This window comes from Peribacillus sp. JNUCC 23 (assembly GCF_053653995.1).
On record NZ_CM132202.1, the window covers coordinates 768,299 to 787,964 of the forward strand.

Here is a 19,666-nt window from a genome sequence, read left to right on the forward strand (position 1 = left end):
AGATGATCATAATCCTTGGTGAGACTAAAACTTCTTGCTCACAAACAGAAAGAAGCCTGAATTTTTGGCTTCAAGCGTGATAGATATTAGCAAAAAAAGAATCTCTTCCAATGGATGAGATTCTTTTTTTGCGGTATTTAGTTTACTTGATAGCCTTTTGAAGTTTACTTATCAGATGTACAGAACGACCGGTTCCAATTGCGACCGATTCAAGCGGGTTTGACGCTAGATGAACAGGAACGACAATTTCTTGGCTCAGCCAGTCTTGAATGCCATTCAGCATAGCACCACCACCGGTAAGGACAACACCTCGGTCGACGATATCACCACTCAACTCTGGTGGACAATCCTCAAGGGTAGCACGAATGGCTTCTAAAACATGAAGAAGGGATTCACGAATCGCTTCTTGGATTTCTTCTGAATGTATGGTTACGGTTTTCGGCAGACCTGAGACAAGGTCTCGACCTCTTATATCCATGGTGAGACGGTCATGTGAAATGAGAGCATGGCCGATTTCTATTTTAATTCGTTCGGCAGTGCGCTCTCCAATAAGAAGATTATATTGTTTTCTAATATGTTGAACAATATCTTCGTCAAACTGATCTCCGCCAATTCGTATGGAGTTGCAGGATACGACGCCACCAAAGGAGATAATCGCCACTTCTGTTGTTCCGCCACCGATATCAACGACGACATTTGCGGTAGGTTCGTCAACGGGCAAGTCCGCTCCAATTGCGGCAGCAACTGTTTCTTCTATTAAATGCACCTGCTTGGCTCCGAAGCTCTTCACCGCATCTTCTATGGCTCTTCGCTCAACTGTCGTAGAACCAGATGGTGTACATACCACAACGACAGGCTTTCTGATTGAAAGTCCAAGCTTCTTGGCTGCTACTTTCATAATTTGTTTAAGCATTTGCGAAGTAATATCGAAATCTGCAATAACCCCATCTTTCAATGGCCGAATCGCCACTATATTTCCTGGCGTTTTTCCAATCATCTCTTTTGCATCATTCCCCACAGCAACCACTTTATTGGTGATTGTATCAATGGCTACAACAGATGGTTCGTTAAAAATAATTCCTTTGTTTTTACTATAAATTAATGTATTGGCTGTCCCTAAATCGATGCCAATTTCTGTATTTGAAAACATCTAGTCACCCCTATTAATTAGAGTTTGACCCCTATATAGCATTTTACATAAAATTTGTAGAATGTGGGGAAATAATTTGTGGTAATTGTTTACATTTTACAAAACTCTCTGTCGAAAGAATGAATATTTCCCGGAAAATACTCGACACTTAACATATCATTCTAGAAAATAAAAAACCATGCCAATTAAAGGGACAATTCATAAATGGTACCATAAGAAAACTTGCTATCTAGATAAATCACGTTATTTCGACTTACAGTCTTATGCATATATTGGCTTAGAAAATTGCAAGCGTGTAGTAGGTGAGATTGGGAGCTGAAATCTTTTTTACTATTACAAATGTAACGATAACGTATCCGGTAATTTAGTTAAAAGGTAAAATTTTTTTCAATAATTTGTGAATATTGAAAAAGTTTATAATTTTTTTCGATTCAGAAAACTAATCAGCAATCATATTGTTAGTTTTTTTGAAAAAAATAAAAAGGCACTCATTTTTTCATGTTTTCTACCGATATAAAGAAAAGAGAGTAGAAGAATAAATGAATGGGTGAATATGATGGATAAAACGTCAATAATTGGTGTCATTTTAGGAGTCATTGCAATAGGAGTTGGGATGTATTTAAAAGGTGTGGATATATCTGCTTTGGTGAATCCTGCTGCAATCTTAGTTATTTTAGGTGGAACAGCTGCAGCCGTCATCACAGCTTTCCCGTCATCTGAATTAAAGAAACTGCCAAAGCTAGTTAAGATTTTATTTACAGAACAAGAGCTGGCGAAGCCACAGGAATTAATTCAAACATTTTCCGAGTGGGCAGTCATTGCAAGGAAAGAAGGATTACTTGCATTAGAAGCGGTTGCAGAGCAAGTGGATAATCAATTTTTAAAGAATGGTTTGAATCTTGCTGTTGAAGGTCAAAGTGCTGATTATATTCGTGACGTACTGTCTGAAGAAATCGATGCAATGGAAGAACGTCACCTTGGCGGAGCGGCCATTTTCACACAAGCAGGTACATATGCGCCTACTCTAGGAGTATTAGGAGCGGTATTAGGGTTAATCGCTGCACTTGGAAATATGGATAATACGGACGAACTTGGGCATGCCATTTCAGCAGCATTTGTTGCGACCTTGCTCGGAATCTTCACAGGGTACCTGCTCTGGCATCCATTTGCCAATAAGCTGAAACGAAAATCACTAGCTGAAGTACGGATTAAGGAAATGATGATTGAAGGCATTCTATCGATTATTGAAGGAGAAGCGCCACGAACAATCGAACAGAAGCTGACTTCCTATTTGACGGCTGAGGAACGGAGAAAATGGCTGGAAGGCGTGAAGCAAGATGGCTAGGAAGAGAAGGAAAGATCGTAAGGAAGAGCATGTGGATGAATCATGGCTTGTTCCTTATGCGGATATTATGACTTTGCTTTTGGCGTTATTCATCGTGCTATTTTCTTCGAGTTCGGTGGATGCGAATAAATTCCAACAGCTTTCAGGCGTGTTCAATCAAATCTTCACAGGAGGAGCGGGAGTCATGGATTATCCTTCTCCTGTTCCAGACTCACCAGACAAGAAAGATCCTTCAGCAGATGGTGCTGGAAAGAATGAGCAAGGCAATCTTGGTCAAGTCGAACAAAAGGAGCTCTCAGAAATTCAAGAAAAAGTAAATGTATTTATCAAGAACAATGAATTGAATGACAAATTAGGCACCTCATTAACGAGCGGTGGCTTGCTCCTTACCATTCGGGATAATGTATTATTCGATTCAGGCAGTGCTGAGATAAGAACGGAAAATCAGGGGATTGCACGGGAGATTTCTAAATTGCTCGTCATGGATCCACCACGTAGTATCGTAATCAGTGGGCATACTGATAATGTACCGATTCAAAATGCTAGATATGATTCGAACTGGGATTTAAGTGTGATGCGTTCAGTGAACTTTATGAAAATACTGCTAGAAAATAATGGCCTGAATCCTAAATGGTTTAGTGCTAAAGGACATGGAGAGTTCATGCCAGTTGCTACTAATGAAACAGAAGCAGGGCGGGCGAAGAATCGGCGTGTGGAAATTCTTATTGTGCCACGGAACACTATAAAGCAATAAGCAAAATGAACTTGGTTACTTTAAATGGCATGAAAATACTTGCTGTTTAATAGAAGCCAGGTTTTTCATTGTTACGATCAAGATCTTGTTTAAACGAAGGGGCTGCTTACTAGAAACGGTGTATCGTTTGTAAAATCAGACCTGTATGCGATATACTTTTTGTCTTGAAAGAATCATGCATTGTTGTTCATATCTTAGCTTTTTTGCAGTAGAATAGAGGTAAACGTTATTTTAAAAGGAAGTGTCCAGAGTGATTGTATTGAAATCGGAACGAGAAATTCAGGCGATGCATGAGTCAGGAAAGATTCTGGCCGCATGCCACCTTGAAATTTCCAAGCTCATTAAGCCAGGTGTAACTACTTGGGAAATAGAAGAATTCGTTGAGGGCTTTTTAAAAAAGCGTGGAGCAAAACCGGAGCAGAAGGGCTATAAAGGGTATCAATATGCCACTTGTGCAAGTATAAATGAAGAAATCTGCCATGGATACCCTCGGAAAACGCCATTGAAGAATGGAGATATTGTTACCATTGACATGGTTGTTAATTACAATGGAGCACTTTCTGATTCAGCGTGGACCTACAAAGTAGGAAACGTATCCAAGGTGACAGAACGCCTCCTTGAAGTAACCGAAGAATCCTTATATCGGGCGATTGAAGTATGTGTACCAGGCAACCGGATTGGAGATATTGGTCACGCGATTCAGTCTTATGTGGAGGGTGAAGGCTTCTCAGTTGTCCGTGATTTCATCGGTCATGGAATTGGGAATGTCATTCACGAAAGCCCTGAAGTCCCGCATTACGGCTTGCCGCATAAAGGACCGCGCTTAAAGGAAGGTATGGTATTCACGATCGAACCGATGGTAAATGTCGGTACATATAAAGCAGTACGTGATCCAAATGGCTGGACAGCATCAACGGCTGATGGGGAATATTCCGCACAGTACGAGCATACTATTGCGATTACGAAGGATGGCGCATTGATCTTAACGAAGCAATAAATAGATGGAAAGCCGGCTCATTTTGTGTGAGCCGGCTTTTTTTCGAAGCTATGTTAAACAGAGTATTGTTGATTTTGAATCAAATTGAATGGGGGACTGTAGGTATATGGTCCCTCATACATCTTCAACTAAAGTTCCTCATTAGCTGAATAAACGATTTGTATAATCAAACTTTATATGTGCCATTAAAAAATAAAATCAAGTCGCCAATTGTACCAACACAAAAAAATATAAAATAATAACTTGCAATGGTGATCTCCTTGTTAAACAGCTCTTTGAATGCCTGAATAAACAAGGTATTAAACTTAAACCAATTTAATATCCAACCGATTAAAAGAAAACTTACAATCATCATTTCTTTTTTTGCCCTCCTCTTTTACGTGAAATATAAAAACCCCAAAAGCAATTCGAGCTTTTGGGGCAACCTAGGTTTAGTTGCGTAATTTGCCTAGTTCTTCAACAATAGCTTGCATTTCACTTGGGCTGAATTTGGATTTGCGCATCACCATTTCGTAAATATCTCGGAGTTCCTCATACATTTCTGCATTGAAATGTGTGGATTTTACAGCTCCAATATTCATCATTCTCAACTTTTCTTTTATCTTTTCAACCATGTAATCAGCTGTTTCTGCTGTGTTGTGTGACACATCCATGATATCATTCCTTTCGTTCCATTCATTTAGTTAATCTTGTCATTATTGTGATGATAAGTCAATGAAAAGTACAGGTGTTTCAATGGATGGAAATGCTTGTTAATGGAAAAAATAACGAGAGATTTTTTACAAAGAATCACGAATTGGTATATGATGGGATAACAGGATAAAATGAAGAATTACATACACACATATATAAAATATGAGAGGAGAGAAAAATTATGAATGAAAAATATGGGGTAAAAAAAAGTATCTTCTTGAAGTCGATTTTAATCGGAGCAGCAGCTGGAGCAGTGATCAGTTTATTTGATAAAACAACGAGAACCTCAATAATCAGTTCTGGAAAAGGATGCATTCAAGAAATGAGGACCTTTGTGAAAAATCCGAGCTTAAGCCTAACAAAAGTATGTGACACAACGGAACAAATTCGCATGACCATTGAAAAAATCACGGATGATGCTGTGTACATTTCACAAAAGGTGGAAGAATTGAAAGAAATCCCACCACAATTGGCACATGCAGTCATTGAAACGAAAGACGCGATTACGGCTGAAATTAAGAACAATAGGAATGAAGAATCTGACGATTTGAAGCTGCATACTGTGTGATATTTTAAAAAAAATCATAACGAAGGCGGATAAGATATATTATTGGGCCAAGTAACCGAGTTTGGGGTGGCAAAATGAAGGGAATTGCGTATGTTAAAAAGATGATCAAAAGGATGGATCAGGATGATGTAGGAGGACTGGCTGCACAGCTGGCTTATTTTTTCTTGCTTTCCCTCTTTCCTCTACTACTCGTTCTCATTAGCTTACTGCCGTATCTCCCTATTTCCGAAGCGGATTTATTAATGCTATTTCGTAACTTTGCCCCAGCTAGCTCAATGGCACTTATTGAGCAAAATATAAATCAAGTGATGCAAGCCAATACAAAACTGTTATCGTTTGGAGTCATTGCGACCATTTGGTCAGCTTCGAATGGGTTAAATGCCATTGTTCGTGCATTTAATCGAGCTTATAATGTCGAAGAAACGAGAAACTTTTTTGTAGCCAGAGGAATGTCAATCCTCCTTACATTGGCTATGATATTTATCTTTGTGATTGCTCTTGTATTACCAGTATTCGGCAGGCAACTTGGTGTGTTTTTATTTTCTTCATTCGGATTATCAGATGAGTTTCTGCAAATCTGGAATGCATTGCGGTGGCTTGTCAGCGGAATTGTGCTTGTCATTGTGTTTATTATGTTGTATTGGCTTGCGCCGAATAAAAAGCAGAAATGCCTACATGTTGTCCCAGGGGCTTTTTTTGCAACAGCGGGTTGGATTATCGCGTCGCTTGCGTTTTCCTATTATGTGGATCATTTCGGAGGGTACACGACTACATATGGAAGTCTTGGTGGCATCATCGTACTCATGATTTGGTTCTATCTGACCGGTATCATCATTATCATCGGTGGTGAAATCAATGCTCTATCAAGTGAACAGAAACATCCAACATGTTAATAGCCTTCCGAAAATTACCTTCATGAAGCGGCTGAATGAGGCCATACTATAACTGAAGTAGTTATTGGCTTCAGTAAAACAGAGCAGGGGGCGTTTGTGTGCCAAAAGGTCAGCAAAAGGACGGTAGTACGAAGCAAAAAGGAAAAAATAAACCGAAGCAAAAAACATCTGGTTCTGCAAATGGGCAAAATGGGTATCATTAGTTAACAAAAAAGGCTTGGACATCGTGTCCGAGCCTTTTTTCATGGGGTTTATTTGAGAGTCCAAATTGAAAAAGCCATTTTAGATACTGTGCTTGCAAATGGTTTAACAGGCTGTAATACCCCCACCTTAATTATTGCGAGAGAATCAAGAAATAAATAGGTGGGGGATAAACAGCCTGTAAACCCCCAATTGGTTCAACTAACCCACACTGAGTATCAAGCCTCTTATTTTCAGGTATCTTCACTTGATCTGACATGGTAATTCATCTAGTGTACAAGCTTAAAAAATCCCGCATCAATTGTTTATTGAACTAATAGAATGGGAAAAGCAGGAGATAGTATAGAGGAATGGAGGGGGAAATGATATGGGTAATAAAATGTTTTTCGTGCTTTTAGTTGCCGGTGTCCCGCTGTCGATCATCGGCTCCATTCTGCACTGGTCAACGATCTTAATGTTCATTGTATACTGTCTGACGATTATTGCACTTGCAAGCTTTATGGGCCGAGCGACAGAGAGCCTCGCGATTGTAATGGGACCGAGAATCGGCGGTTTATTGAATGCAACATTTGGCAACGCCGTTGAATTAATTATCTCCATCTTTTCTTTGAAAGCTGGATTGCTTGGAGTTGTACTTGCATCGTTGACGGGTTCCGTACTAGGAAATTTATTATTGGTCGCAGGTCTTTCCTTTTTTGTAGGTGGAACGAAATATAAGCGACAAACATTCAATGTATTTGATGCAAGGCATAATGCTGGCTTATTAATTTTTGCGATCGGCTTGGCCTTTGTGATTCCAGAAGTGTTTACGCAAAATATGAGTGAGAGCCGGACCATGTCATTAAGTGTAGGGATTTCCATTATATTAATCATCCTGTATCTTGCTGCGCTGTTCTTTAAACTTGTCACGCATCGGGGCGTGTACCAGCCTACTGAAAAAACAAAACAGATCGAACATGAAGAGGAAGTACCAGAATGGAGTAAGAAAAAGGCGATTGCGGTGCTTTTTGGGGCAACGCTCGTGGTGGCCTATGTTTCTGAAAAATTGGTTCATACGTTCAGTGTTGTCGGCGAAACATTCGGCTGGTCAGAACTATTTATCGGAGTTATTATCGTCGCAATCGTCGGGAATGCAGCGGAACATGCATCAGCAATCCTTATGGCTTATAAAAATAAAATGGATGTGGCGGTAGAAATCGCTGTTGGATCAACGTTACAAGTCGCTATGTTCGTAGCGCCTGTACTAGTCCTCATTTCATTATTTTTCCCGATTTCTATGCCACTGGTCTTCACTTTTCCTGAACTAATCGCCATGGTGACAGCGGTATTATTAATCATTATGATTTCCAATGATGGTGAGACAAACTGGTTTGAAGGCCTTACTCTTTTGGCAGCCTATGTGATCATGGGAATAGGGTTTTACTTATTGTAAGAGGATGTTCAAAAAGTCCGGTAAAAAAGCTTGCGAATTTCTTCGTCGCTTATTAATGACCTTCTATTAAAATCGCGCATGTCCTGTGCGTAACACAGAAGTCAGCATAACCTGTGCAAGTCCGGTCCTCTCGAGATGCGCTCCTCGAACTTCTCGGCTCTTTTTATCTTCCTTTTTGAACGCGCACGATAAGTAAACAAAAAAATGGCTCACCTCATCTTGATTAGGAGAGCCATTTTTATTCAATTACATTTTGTAAGTACATATAATCATCCAAAATTATCTTCACGCAACCTTATGTGACATGGAACCAATAATTCTAGAAGTAGCCACCATCCTTTATGTTTCGTTTTAGTTAAATAATCGTGTAATAAAGTAAAGGTTATGGAATCGTCTCTATAAGCATTCCTCCTTGACGTAATGTTGACTAAACGATTTCCCCTCCTTTATTTGAATGTAAGCTTATTATATATCATATAAATAAAATTGTAAATATTCAGAATTTTACATTTGTGTTACAAAACAACAAAATCTCAATCTTTTTTACAAAATCTTAATGGTGCTAAAGCTATCATTTACTATGAAGAATGAATCATGTAGCACGCTCCCTTCACCTAATCACAATGGTGACGATGCGGAGCTGGGTTTTGAGGCGCTTCCTTAAAGGAAATATATCTGCAAAGTAGATTGTCTATATTAATAAATCACGAAGCCCTGTCCTCCTAACCTCCATAAAAAACACAAATCTTTTATTCATCGCTTGCATATAAACGCTATGTCTGACAAACGATAGTAACAAAACCTTTTTTAAAGGAGTGCGTCATGATGAAGCGACTTAGAGTATGGATGATTGTTGGTGGTTTATTGATAGGGTTTCCTTATTTTTCAGACGAAGCTTTTGCTACACAAAAGGAGAATACGCCTGTAGAGAAGAAGGAAGATGCTCCAATATCAAAGGAGAAAGTACCCGAAGCAAGTAAAACTGTCATTCCTCCATCTGTTTTAAATATTGCAAAGGAAAACACGTATCCGAATTCGACTCAGGACTTACCTTATCTTCAACCTAGTGAATTCGCTCAATCCTTAATTGATACATCAAAAATAAAAATTGAGAATCCTGAACTCATTCATATGCTGAATGAATCAGCTGTTGGCAAAGCACCATTTTCATTTGGGTACAGAGCGACGATTTATTTAGGGCATTGGGCATTGAATTATCAATCAAGTGAAACAGCGCCCAATTGGGAATATCAAAAAATTAACACGAATTTCTTTGATAACCGTGCCAATTTGACACCACATCCCATTCATTATGTTCAAGAGATGCAGAAAGTCGTACGCGGTGGCTTAACTGCCAAGATTCCATCCTCACCAGACGTGCAAAAAATGATGCTGATTAAAGCGGCTGAAAAAACCCATTTACCGTTAGCGTTTGAAACGATTATTGGCGGAGCAACAAAGAAAGATCAAGTCTATAATATACCGGCAAAACGACTAGGCTACCTGAATGCATATGCTTCAGCCATTAACGAAAAAGGAAAAGTCACGTATGGTGAGGTGTATGTGATTTTAAAAGGAAGTAAGCGATCCTTACTAATCAAAAATATCACATCCCAAGGAATTGGTGCGTGGATTCCGGTTCAAGATCATCTTTCCTTCAACTTTATGGCTAGTGAGCAACCAAGATAATGTGGCTGGTCTAACCTAAATCAAAAGAAAGTGTCCAATGAAAGGACCTGCCCCCACTACTGTATATATCATTTAAATGACGTGTTGATGACATCATAAACGATGGAATAGTGTGAGGTCAGGCCCTGTAGGACACGCTCTTATTCTTAGATCGAAGACTTTCTTGTTTGAAAGTCCAGTTTTGGATAATAAGCGTTTTTAACGAGTACGTTTGGACCCAAGCACTTAACTGCTGGACAATGACAGTTCAATTCTCCGGCAAGCTTGGAGTTCATCCATGTTTCATACGATTGTGACAGCGGCTGATCGATAATATTGCCGAGTGATGGAGCGTCGCCAAAGTCTGTGACAATCACATCCCCCGTAAAAATATTCACGTTTAAGCGAGAGCGACCATCTGGATCATTTCGGACCGTGACTTTCTTCGTATCATATAAGCGTTTCAAAAGTTTTACATCTTCCTCGTTACTGCTACATGAATAAAAAGGAAGGGTGCCAAACAACATCCAGACATCTTTATTCCGGAAATCGAGCAGTTGATGAATCGCTTCACGCATTTGATCAAGGGTCAATGTCTCTAGCGCAGAAGCGAAATCGCTAGGATACATCGGATGGATTTCATGTCGCTGGCAGCCCATATCCTCAACAATTTGCTTATGAATATGCTCTAGATGAGGAAGAGTTCGTTTATTCAGCATCGTTTCCGCGGAGACTAAGACACCAGCCTTCGTCAAGGCCTGTGAATTTAGAATGATGTTATCAAATAGCTTTGCACGCTGCTCGCGAGTTGGCTTTCTGTCCATCATTGCGAACCCAGTATCAATGAATTCATCGGTCGTTCCCCAGTTATGCGAAATATGTAACACATCAAGGTAAGGAATGATTTCTTCGTAACGAGCAAGGTCAAGGGTTAAATTCGAATTCATTTGCGTTCGTACACCGCGTTCATGTGCATATTTTAACAGTGGCAGCACGTGATTTTTCACTGACTTTCTGGAAAGCATCGGTTCGCCGCCAGTAATGCTAAGTGAGCGTAATGTTGGTATTTCGTCAAGACGACGAAGAATGAGGTCCAGTGGAAGGGCGTTCGGATCTTTCGGCTGAAGCGTATAGCCAACAGCACAATGTTCACATCGCATATTGCATAGTGTCGTTGTCGTGAACTCGATATTGGTGAGCGTCATTTTTCCATATTGTTCAACGTCCATATAAGCTTCCCATGGATCATAGGCAGGTGAAATCGGTTGTATTGCTGGAATATTGGTTAAACTGGTCATTATGAAAACTCCTTCAGTAAGATTACATTCCTATTATGGGCAATCAAAAAATAATGTCAATGGCTACAAACATGTTAACATTGCACTTTCATAATATGTTCGATACGATATAGAAGGCGAAAGGAGCGTGCGTCATGGGAAAGCAAATAACCGATAAAGATGATCAATTAGTGTATTTGAAAGGTCGTCTAACGATGTTTATTGAGGTCTTAGAAAATATTGATCCAGAACATACTGAGCTTGAAGACATTGATCGCTTAATCAGTATGATTGATGAACTTGAAATGAAAATCGAACAATTCAAACGCTAATATATATGATACACAAATCCTGAATATATCAGAAGAACCGGCTTTAAGGTATTTTGCTGGTCTTTTCCTCTTTTTGCAACATGAAAAAAGGGTCAGACCCCACATACTATAAATCGTTTAAGACGTAAAAAACACATTAAACGGTTTATAGAGTGTGAAGTCTGACTCTTAAGTGGATTAACCTACATTTACAGTTCCATGTACTGCTTTTCTTCCATATAAGAAATAATATAAGAAGAGGCAAGCAAAAACCACGATAGCTATCGTCACATACAATTCGCGAAAGCCCATGACTGGAACTAAAGATCCTAGAATAAACGGCCTAATTCCAATCCCTAAATCTGTAAAAATAAAGTAAGTAGAAGTTGCCAACCCCATACGATGTTTCGGTGACACTTCAATCGAAATCGCATTCAAACGGTTGGCTAATTTATTTGCAAAACGGTTGATATAACAGAAAACAAGCTGATATTGTATATACAAATTCTTTTCCGCATGAAAAGATTAAGCTATTTGCTCCATTTATTCATACCAAAGCAGTTCTGCTTTCATCTTCTTGCCTTGTTTCTTTTTTTTATCGGTAATCTGCCATTCATCGTCTCTTTTTTTCAAGACATACATATAGTTTGTACCGTCTGCTCTTTTAAATAAAATATAGCCATGGCTACCATTTATAAAGGTAACGGGGTCAATGACGTTTTTAAACGGTGGTTTAATATCAGGATTGAGCATCGTTGTTACAATCTTTTCGGCAATATGAGAAAGAGATGTAAATTCCTTCAGTATTTCAGATTCAAATAAAAGCTGATCGTATGAATACATCTGATAATCTTTTAAGTTAAGCGCAAATGTTTGTTGAATATCCGCTAGAGCTTCTTTGTAAAATTGCTCCATTTTCTTTTCTTCCTCGCCCCCGATATGAACGAAATCTACTACTTTTACTGCAACCGGATCTACTGCTAAGGTAATCGTATCCGTTCCATAAGGCGGATTATGGGCATGTTCAAAAGTTGTCACCTGCACCTTTACGATAAAACTAAATCCACCTTCTTGTACTCTTTGAATATGGACGATTTTCGCATCATATAATCCGTATTGTTTGTTCGTTTTATAAAACTTTTGAACCTCTTTAGAAATAGTGGGGTTTAGTGTCGTTAATAAAGTGTCAGCTAACCCTTGATAACTTGGGCTTGCCGTAGCGATATTCGGTGGAAAAATAAAATTCAAGATAACGAATGTAAGAATAAAAGTCCAATTTTTCATCGTATTTTCCTCCCCAACCATTTACGGTTACTATGTCCCATCTCAAAAAGAATTATCAGCAATCATGTTAGGTGTATGGGTAATAAAGTTGTGTTATAAAAAAACAAGAGCCTGACTACATATTAATGTAATAAGGCTTTTAAAAGTTGTTTAATAGCATATTGATCTATACAGATTCCATTCATAGAAAAGATAATAAAGTTGTTTAATTCTACTTCAACAAACGCCTCCTTTAGCCTTCCTATAGAACGTGAATTTTCAATCAATTAGTATTCTCTCTTTTTCCCCTTTTTTACAAGATCCCAGTCTACTTCAATATTTTTTCCAACCCTTTGAAGAAGCTGGAAAAGTGTTTCTGTTTCTTCAGGGGAGAATCCAGATAGTGCAACGTTATTAGAATAATCTCCCTCTCGCTTTAAAAAGGGATAAACGCTCTTCCCTTTTTCTGTTGGAAATAATTTTTTTATTTTTTTATTATGATCATCTTCTCTCTTTTCTATAAAACCTTGTATTTCAAGTTTTTTTATGGCACGAGCTGCCGTTGTTCGGTCTACTTTTATCATTTCTGCCAACTTATCCTGAAAAATCCCCGGATTTTCACATATTCGAACCAAATACAAATACTGTCCTTTTGTAAGCTCATATTCTTTAAATTCGATATTACTTATAGAATCCAATGCTCTGGCTATCATTCCTATTTCACGAAGGATCTCCTGCATATAACACCCTCCAATTTTGTTGTATTTACAACAAAAATATTTTCATATATACTCTTGTATATTGACTTATTTTAATTATGGCTTGTCTAAGAAAATAAATCCAGAAAGGGCGAAGATAAGTGGAAGTAAAAAAAATAACGGTGGAAAATGATCTAAGAACTGCATTCTATATTAGAAAAGAAGTATTTGTTGTGGAACAAGGCGTACCACTAGAGGATGAATTTGATGAATTTGACGCACTTAATGGACGATGCGAACACATATTAGTTTTTTACAATGAACAACCAGTGGGAACGGGCAGAATAAGAGTTGTTGATGACTTAGGAAAATTAGAAAGAATTTGTATTTTAAAGCCATATCGTAAATATGGTCTAGGAAAAGTAATTATTAAAGCATTGGAAGAAAGCGCTGCTAAAAAGGGAGTATCCAAGGTTAAATTACACGGACAGACGCAAGCAGAGGGCTTTTATCAAAAAATTGGTTATCAGACTTCATCTACTATGTTTATGGAAGCTGGAATCCCACATATTTTAATGGTGAAAGAATTATCTATAAAAACATCATGAAAAATCAGAGTAAAGAAAAATATGGTCTTTTTGTATTAGGGATTTTGATATTAACCTTTGGAATTGCATTGACTATACAATCAGACCTTGGAACATCACCTTTTGATGCACTATTGGTCGGTTTATCCATAAACCTTGGCCTAACTGTAGGAAGTTGGGAAATAATAATAGCTTTCATATTGATTTGTTGTAATTCGTTATTAATAAGACAAAGACCAGAAGTTTTGGGGTTATTAACAGCATTTATTACTGGTGTTAGTATCGATATATGGCTTTTTTTATTACACAATTTGATAACACCCGAATTATGGTTTTACAAGCTTGCTTGTTTTTTGATCGGCTTAGTTGTTATAGGTTTAGGAACAGCCATTTATTTACACACAAATTTTGCACCGATTCCAATTGACCGATTAACATTAGTAATAAAAGAATTAACTAGAACAAATATACTGTTTTCGAGAACATTCATTTACCTCGTATTCTTGATACTGGCAATGATATTCGATGGACCAATTGGTATTGGAACGCTATTAACTGTTTGTTTAGGGGGGCTAATACTTAATTACTTTATGCCGTTTACTGAAAGGGTATTAGGCAACATACTAACGAATTCTAGTACACCATCAAATTTTGATGCAGATAAAGACCATTCAATCTAGATTACTTATGGTAATAAGAAAAGGTATATGCTTCTTGATAAAGGTGGAATGCCTGTAGTGCCTGTGATGAAGTATTTGAAGTATTTAGATGTAACAGGAAAGAGCAGCAATACACTAAAAACTATACTTTTCTTCTTACTACACAAATGTCATTAATCCCAATGCTCGTGATGCCATTCATGAGATAGACGGGGTGGCAGTATCCCTATTAGAGCTTATTATTCTAAAAAAGAAAGGCGCCATCCAAAATACATCGGATAGCGCCTTGATATTTCGAATAATTCAATTAAGGGTTCGTCGACCAAAGTCCAGCATGCTTTAATACAACTCGTGGATGAAGTTTTAGCTGTGCAACCATTAAATCTGCTAAATCTTCTGCTTGCATCACTTTTTCTGGATTGCCGTCTGTTAAGTTTAGCTCAACAGCCATATCTGTTGCAACCGTACTTGGCGTTAACGTTGTAACGCGAATATTTTTCTTACGCACTTCAAGCATTAATGACTCACTTAGTCCGATCACTGCAGCTTTTGAAGCCGAGTATGCACTTGTAATGGGTGCACCTTTTTGACCAGCTGTTGATGAGATATTAATGATGTCGCCTGTGTTACGCTCTATCATTTCCGGTAATATTGCACGTGTTGTGTAGTACACACCTTTTACGTTGACATCGATAATATTTGTCCATTCTTCAGGCGTTAAATCCATGAAGTTACCGAATTTTGAAATGCCAGCATTATTTACTAAAATATCAATTGGACCAAGCTCACCGCGAATTGATTCAACCGCTGTCGTGATCGAGTCTAAATCCGCTACATTTGCCGAAGCGATTGCTACCTTCACATCATACTGTTTGAGTTCCTCTGCTACTTGTTGTAAATTTTCAAGTGTACGTCCAACAAGACCTACGTGAATACCTTCTCGTGCAAAAGCTACTGCTGTTGCACGTCCTATTCCACGCCCTGCTCCTGTAATTAACGCCACTTTTCCTGCGATTGTTTGCATGTTTTTCTCTCCTTTAATTTTAGACGAAATAAAGTGTATTAAACGAAAACATTTTAATAATTAAGTAAGGTGAGTTTGATAAAATTGTTCGGGTGATATAATTAATAATGCTGTTTTACTCATAAATGTTTGCCGCCTAAAATAGATAAAGATTTGTCTTTAAGACTAACTTCATTCTACTTATGGTTTTCTACATTGTGAAGAATGCACTTTTTTGTGCGGAGGTTACCAAAAGGTTACTTATTGTATGAAAGGAAGTTAGCTCTATGTCGGATAAATTAAGAGAAGAAATAAAAGAGAGAATATTAACGCATGATTATCATTGTGAAAAAGAACTTACCTTATCGATTATTAGTGGGAAATGGAAAGTTGTTATTTTGTGGCATTTAGGTGTAGAAGGACCACATCGCTTCAGCGAACTTCAAAGACTTTTTCCGAAAATATCTCATAAGATATTAACAAACCAATTACGTGAACTGATGGAAGATGGAATTGTTCATAGGGAAGTGTTTCCAGAAATTCCTCCGAAAGTCGAATATTCAATGACTGAACTAGGGATGACGTTATTACCAATCGTTGAGATGATGTATGAATGGGGAAAAAAGAGAATAGATCAAATTAAACAAGAAAACAGCCATTTTGAATAAGAAAAATAACGGGATCATTTCCAATGATCTAAATTGCCTGTGCTGTTAGCAAAAGTTATATTGAATATCAAAAAGGATATTTTGTTGCATTAAAAACCTTGGACTTATTCCTTACTTATGTTAAAAAGGCAGAAAGAGAAAGGCGTTTTATCTTGTTCCGATCGGGCGCGATTGTTGAACAAGAAGTAAAAGGGTGGTACAGATTATATGACTAATCTGTACCACCCTTTATTTTTTATGACTTCTTACAATTTAGGTCTTGATAATAAATTAAACAACTTTATTGTCATTAAACACAGGTTGAGCGAATCCAAATCATATATGTAGAAGGAAATGGGCTTGGACATATGGAAATTATGTGTATCTACCCTGGGATGTCATGCTAATGTTGTGTGTCTGACTAAACCGAAGAAGAGGTGATCTAAGTAAATGGCGCAATTTGTGAAGGTTGAAAAGGAAGACAAACTAGCGATTATTACGATAACGAATCCCCCTTTGAACGTGATCAACAGACAAGTTTTTCGAGATTTAAAAGAAGTCTATACAGATATTAAGCATGATTTTGAGACGGTTGCGGTTATTATAACGGGATCTGGCTATACAGCGTTTGCAGCAGGAGCAGATATTAAAGAATTCCCCGACATGTTCGGCGATGAGAATATCAAACAGCAAATTATAGAATGCCATGAGGCGCTGGATCTGATCGCTACATGTCCGAAGCCGACCATCGCTGTTTTAAATGGCATAACCTTCGGTGGTGGCTGTGAGCTGGCGCTCGCTTGTGATATCCGCATTGCCGAGGAACATGTTCAAATCGGATTACCTGAAGTGAAACTTGGCTTATTCCCAGGTGGCGGTGGTACACAGAGATTACCTCGCCTCATAGGAACAGCGAAAGCGAAGGAGATGATGCTGACAGGAGATCCGATATCAGCACTGCAAGCAGAAAAAATCGGCCTCGTTAATCGTGTTGTTACAAGAGGACACGGCCTAATTGAAGGGAAAAATTTCGCAGCTAAAATCGCCAAAAACTCCTTGCAATCATTATCGAGGATTAAGCAAGCCATTGATGAAGGCTTTGATACTTCGATGGACAGAGGACTTCAATTAGAGGCGGAATTGTTTATCGAGATTTTTCGAACAGAGGATAGCAAAGAAGGCGTTTTAGCATTCATCGAAAAACGCAAACCGGTGTTTCAGCATAAATAAGTGGACTGCAAATCAAAAAGAGCCAAGATTTGTCCCATTAGGGTCAAACTTGGCTCCAAAAATTTGCTTTGTTATCCACATTTCCTAAGTATTCATAACCTGATTATTTTGGGTCGTTTCCATCAACTTCTTGTTTATCTTCCGTATTTTCTACATAAGCATGAAAAGATGGTTTTACAAATTCTTCATTCTTCAAACCACTCCTTAGGAAATAAATAAAAATCATGCCGATAATCCCTAAAATAATCAAGAAGCCAATCGTTGTGACCCACCACAAAGCCATAGACACTCCCCCTTTGTACAGATATATGCCGCAACCTAGATTTTTTTCCAATTTCCACTTCGTATAATTTCAATCCTGGCTCAAACACTAAGTAAAAAAGAGCAAAGGAGCGGAATTATGAAAAGGCTAATGATCGTACCGATGGTGCTGATGTTGTTTTTTGTCACCCAGCTGGAAGCTTTGGCGACAATCTCGAATACACCTAATCATTGGGGCTTTAATAAAGGAAAAAATGAGCAGCCAGCACAAGCGGGGGCCAAGCTTGATGAGATGTTGAAGAAGCATGGTGCAATATATAAAGGAAGCTCAGCCAAAAAGAATATTTATCTAACCTTTGATAATGGCTATGAAAATGGATATACAGCTAATATTCTAAATATCCTGCGTCGACAACATGTGCCGGCAACGTTTTTCGTGACGGGGCATTATTTGAAAACAACGCCTGAATTGGCTGTAAGAATGGTGAGGGAAGGACATATCGTCGGCAATCATTCTTGGAGCCATCCAGATATGACGTCAAAAACGGATGAAGCTATTCGAAATGAATTGCAGAAAGTAAAGGAAGAAACTGAGCGAATTACAGGGCAGAAAACGATGAACTATTTACGCCCCCCTCGGGGAATTTTTAGTGAGCGGACAATGGCCATCGCCAATCAAGAAGGATATACACATATCTTCTGGTCGCTTGCCTTTAAAGATTGGATTGTCGATCAGCAAAAAGGAGCAAACTATTCGTATAGTGAAGTGATGAAGCAGGTTCATCCTGGTGCGATCCTCCTGCTACATACAGTATCCAAGGATAACGCCGAAGCGCTTGATTCAATTATTACTGATTTGAAAAAGCAAGGGTATACGTTTAAGAGCTTGGATGATTTGATGATTGAACAGCAATTGAAGAATCCGATGTTGTATTAAGGGTCTGATCTCACACTCTTACGCAATTTAATGTGTTAAATAAACCAAATAGAATAGTCGTGGTGTCTGACCCTCCGGAAGATTTCATTAGAAGAGCAATCATTTATCCCGCATTAACGGGCAGTAAGACCCCCACCAAAAGGCTAAGAAGAATCGAAGAAGCCGTAGGTGGGGGACAAACTGCCAGTAAAAGCCCGATTGGTTCAACTAACCATCAGTGGGGGATGAAAGACCTCCCACTGGTGGAAGTTTCACTTTATGTGCTATTCTTGTTGGAAAAAGGAAGCAAAAGGTGATAGGATGGCTACTAAATTTAAAATCGAACAACCAAAGATTCCTTATGATTTAACTCCAACAGATTTTCACGTAATGGACGACGAACCTTATTATGAATTGTGCATCATAAGCGATTGCTCGATCATTGGGGAAGATATCCATCGAATCAGATTTGAACAAGTGATATTTAAAAATGTGACCTTTGTCGATGTGTCATTCCGCAATATTGAATTAACAGATGTGATTTTTGAAAAGTGTAACCTATCTAATACGGATTTCAGCGATGCAATTATTCATCGCGTTGAATTCAAGGAATCGAAAATACTAGGTCTGAATCTATCAGATGCAACATTAGGCAATGTTCGGTTCGAAAATTGTCATGCAAACTTAAGTAATTTTGGCTTTGCGAAATTAAAACAGGTTATGTTTGATTCGTGTTCGCTTTGCAATGTGGATGTATTTGAAGCGAAGTTCAACAAAGTAGCATTCAAGCAATGTGATTTAAATGAAGCAAACTTTATCGGAACTTCGCTTAAAGGCGTGGATTTAAGCAACTGCCGGTTTCAGCAAATAAGCATATCACTTGATGATCTTAAAGGCTGCGAGGTTTCATCAGAGCAAGCCATTGGTTTTGCTGCGTTGATGGGGTTGAAGATTAAAGAATAGAGAAAAAGCCAATTCTTCTATAAACGTGGAATTGGCTTTTTTAACATTTAAAGTCGTTTAATAATGCTTTCAATTCTTCACACACAAAATTAAATTCAAAGAATAACTAGTAGACATGGAACTGAATCACTTGCGACTTATTTAGGAATA

The 19,666-nt window shown here is 38.3% G+C and carries 23 protein-coding genes; 14 read left to right on the forward strand and 9 right to left on the reverse strand.

The genetic code is table 11. The features are described 5' to 3' along the window. Positions 1-142: 142 nt before the first annotated feature. On the reverse strand, positions 143-1,150 hold the full coding sequence (gene mreBH, locus JNUCC23_RS03740; protein ID WP_062184282.1) for a rod-share determining protein MreBH: 1,008 nt from the start codon (positions 1,148-1,150) through the stop codon (positions 143-145). Between the two features lie 556 nt (positions 1,151-1,706). Between mreBH and motA the strand changes: the two genes are divergently transcribed. The 3 genes from motA to map all read left to right on the forward strand — a co-directional run bounded on the left by motA (position 1,707) and on the right by map (position 4,246). After that, on the forward strand, positions 1,707-2,495 hold the full coding sequence (motA, locus tag JNUCC23_RS03745) for a flagellar motor stator protein MotA (protein ID WP_062184279.1): 789 nt from the start codon (positions 1,707-1,709) through the stop codon (positions 2,493-2,495). Further along, positions 2,488-3,249 carry a flagellar motor protein MotB gene (gene motB / locus JNUCC23_RS03750; protein WP_454214372.1) on the forward strand — a complete coding sequence of 254 codons (762 nt, stop codon included), beginning with the start codon at positions 2,488-2,490 and terminating at the stop codon, positions 3,247-3,249. The genes motA and motB overlap by 8 nt, the downstream gene beginning before the upstream one ends. A gap of 250 nt (positions 3,250-3,499) precedes the next feature. After that, positions 3,500-4,246: a type I methionyl aminopeptidase gene (gene map, locus JNUCC23_RS03755; protein WP_454214374.1), complete on the forward strand. Its 747-nt coding sequence runs from the start codon at positions 3,500-3,502 to the stop codon at positions 4,244-4,246. Positions 4,247-4,412: 166 nt separating this feature from the next. Here map and JNUCC23_RS03760 read toward each other — a convergent pair whose 3' ends face one another. Together JNUCC23_RS03760 and JNUCC23_RS03765 are read right to left on the reverse strand one after the other, a co-directional pair. Then, entirely contained in the window at positions 4,413-4,601 is a 189-nt protein-coding gene (locus JNUCC23_RS03760; RefSeq protein WP_403074574.1) for a hypothetical protein, read from the reverse strand. A 76-nt stretch (positions 4,602-4,677) separates the two neighbouring features. Beyond that, positions 4,678-4,899: a DUF1128 domain-containing protein gene (locus tag JNUCC23_RS03765; protein ID WP_062184266.1), complete on the reverse strand. Its 222-nt coding sequence runs from the start codon at positions 4,897-4,899 to the stop codon at positions 4,678-4,680. 221 nt (positions 4,900-5,120) lie between these two features. On the opposite strand from JNUCC23_RS03765, the gene JNUCC23_RS03770 reads away from it, so the two are divergent. The 4 genes from JNUCC23_RS03770 to JNUCC23_RS03785 all read left to right on the forward strand — a co-directional run bounded on the left by JNUCC23_RS03770 (position 5,121) and on the right by JNUCC23_RS03785 (position 9,722). Further along, positions 5,121-5,507: a hypothetical protein gene (locus JNUCC23_RS03770; protein ID WP_454214376.1), complete on the forward strand. Its 387-nt coding sequence runs from the start codon at positions 5,121-5,123 to the stop codon at positions 5,505-5,507. A gap of 74 nt (positions 5,508-5,581) precedes the next feature. Next, complete coding sequence (locus tag JNUCC23_RS03775) at positions 5,582-6,400, forward strand: YihY/virulence factor BrkB family protein (RefSeq protein WP_454214378.1); 819 nt, start codon at positions 5,582-5,584, stop codon at positions 6,398-6,400. Between the two features lie 568 nt (positions 6,401-6,968). Further along, positions 6,969-8,033: a calcium/proton exchanger gene (cax, locus tag JNUCC23_RS03780; protein WP_454214380.1), complete on the forward strand. Its 1,065-nt coding sequence runs from the start codon at positions 6,969-6,971 to the stop codon at positions 8,031-8,033. An 825-nt stretch (positions 8,034-8,858) separates the two neighbouring features. Continuing rightward, positions 8,859-9,722, forward strand: a complete 864-nt coding sequence (locus tag JNUCC23_RS03785; RefSeq protein WP_403075190.1) for a YfkD family protein — start codon at positions 8,859-8,861, stop codon at positions 9,720-9,722. 146 nt (positions 9,723-9,868) lie between these two features. Here JNUCC23_RS03785 and yfkAB read toward each other — a convergent pair whose 3' ends face one another. Beyond that, positions 9,869-10,999, reverse strand: coding sequence for a radical SAM/CxCxxxxC motif protein YfkAB (gene yfkAB / locus JNUCC23_RS03790; RefSeq protein ID WP_454214382.1), 1,131 nt, complete (start codon positions 10,997-10,999; stop codon positions 9,869-9,871). Between the two features lie 134 nt (positions 11,000-11,133). Between yfkAB and JNUCC23_RS03795 the strand changes: the two genes are divergently transcribed. Continuing rightward, positions 11,134-11,310 carry an SE1561 family protein gene (locus JNUCC23_RS03795; protein WP_172796878.1) on the forward strand — a complete coding sequence of 59 codons (177 nt, stop codon included), beginning with the start codon at positions 11,134-11,136 and terminating at the stop codon, positions 11,308-11,310. A 177-nt stretch (positions 11,311-11,487) separates the two neighbouring features. Here the strand turns inward: JNUCC23_RS03795 and JNUCC23_RS03800 are convergent, their stop codons facing one another. The 3 genes from JNUCC23_RS03800 to JNUCC23_RS03810 all read right to left on the reverse strand — a co-directional run bounded on the left by JNUCC23_RS03800 (position 11,488) and on the right by JNUCC23_RS03810 (position 13,292). Continuing rightward, the gene (locus tag JNUCC23_RS03800) at positions 11,488-11,793 is read right to left on the reverse strand and encodes a hypothetical protein (protein ID WP_454214384.1); all 306 of its coding nucleotides are present in this window, start codon (positions 11,791-11,793) and stop codon (positions 11,488-11,490) included. A gap of 39 nt (positions 11,794-11,832) precedes the next feature. Next, complete coding sequence (locus tag JNUCC23_RS03805) at positions 11,833-12,573, reverse strand: DUF3888 domain-containing protein (RefSeq protein ID WP_454214386.1); 741 nt, start codon at positions 12,571-12,573, stop codon at positions 11,833-11,835. A gap of 266 nt (positions 12,574-12,839) precedes the next feature. After that, positions 12,840-13,292, reverse strand: coding sequence for a MarR family winged helix-turn-helix transcriptional regulator (locus JNUCC23_RS03810; protein WP_454214388.1), 453 nt, complete (start codon positions 13,290-13,292; stop codon positions 12,840-12,842). 119 nt (positions 13,293-13,411) lie between these two features. Here JNUCC23_RS03810 and JNUCC23_RS03815 point away from each other — a divergent pair, with 119 nt between their 5' ends. Together JNUCC23_RS03815 and JNUCC23_RS03820 are read left to right on the forward strand one after the other, a co-directional pair. After that, positions 13,412-13,858: a GNAT family N-acetyltransferase gene (locus JNUCC23_RS03815; protein WP_403074561.1), complete on the forward strand. Its 447-nt coding sequence runs from the start codon at positions 13,412-13,414 to the stop codon at positions 13,856-13,858. Beyond that, positions 13,855-14,517: a YczE/YyaS/YitT family protein gene (locus JNUCC23_RS03820; protein ID WP_403074559.1), complete on the forward strand. Its 663-nt coding sequence runs from the start codon at positions 13,855-13,857 to the stop codon at positions 14,515-14,517. The genes JNUCC23_RS03815 and JNUCC23_RS03820 overlap by 4 nt, the downstream gene beginning before the upstream one ends. Before the next feature lie 286 nt (positions 14,518-14,803). On the opposite strand, the gene JNUCC23_RS03825 is transcribed toward JNUCC23_RS03820, so the two are convergent. Then, the gene (locus JNUCC23_RS03825) at positions 14,804-15,520 is read right to left on the reverse strand and encodes a 3-ketoacyl-ACP reductase (RefSeq protein WP_454214391.1); all 717 of its coding nucleotides are present in this window, start codon (positions 15,518-15,520) and stop codon (positions 14,804-14,806) included. Between the two features lie 266 nt (positions 15,521-15,786). On the opposite strand from JNUCC23_RS03825, the gene JNUCC23_RS03830 reads away from it, so the two are divergent. Together JNUCC23_RS03830 and JNUCC23_RS03835 are read left to right on the forward strand one after the other, a co-directional pair. Beyond that, the gene (locus tag JNUCC23_RS03830; protein ID WP_062184234.1) at positions 15,787-16,167 is read left to right on the forward strand and encodes a winged helix-turn-helix transcriptional regulator; all 381 of its coding nucleotides are present in this window, start codon (positions 15,787-15,789) and stop codon (positions 16,165-16,167) included. 429 nt (positions 16,168-16,596) lie between these two features. Then, positions 16,597-17,376: an enoyl-CoA hydratase/isomerase family protein gene (locus tag JNUCC23_RS03835; protein WP_403074553.1), complete on the forward strand. Its 780-nt coding sequence runs from the start codon at positions 16,597-16,599 to the stop codon at positions 17,374-17,376. Between the two features lie 103 nt (positions 17,377-17,479). Here the strand turns inward: JNUCC23_RS03835 and JNUCC23_RS03840 are convergent, their stop codons facing one another. After that, complete coding sequence (locus JNUCC23_RS03840) at positions 17,480-17,659, reverse strand: hypothetical protein (protein ID WP_454214393.1); 180 nt, start codon at positions 17,657-17,659, stop codon at positions 17,480-17,482. Positions 17,660-17,776: 117 nt separating this feature from the next. On the opposite strand from JNUCC23_RS03840, the gene pdaA reads away from it, so the two are divergent. Both pdaA and JNUCC23_RS03850 read left to right on the forward strand, forming a co-directional pair. Beyond that, positions 17,777-18,574 carry a delta-lactam-biosynthetic de-N-acetylase gene (pdaA, locus tag JNUCC23_RS03845; RefSeq protein ID WP_454214395.1) on the forward strand — a complete coding sequence of 266 codons (798 nt, stop codon included), beginning with the start codon at positions 17,777-17,779 and terminating at the stop codon, positions 18,572-18,574. 300 nt (positions 18,575-18,874) lie between these two features. Further along, the gene (locus tag JNUCC23_RS03850) at positions 18,875-19,516 is read left to right on the forward strand and encodes a pentapeptide repeat-containing protein (RefSeq protein ID WP_403074549.1); all 642 of its coding nucleotides are present in this window, start codon (positions 18,875-18,877) and stop codon (positions 19,514-19,516) included. Positions 19,517-19,666 lie beyond the last annotated feature (150 nt).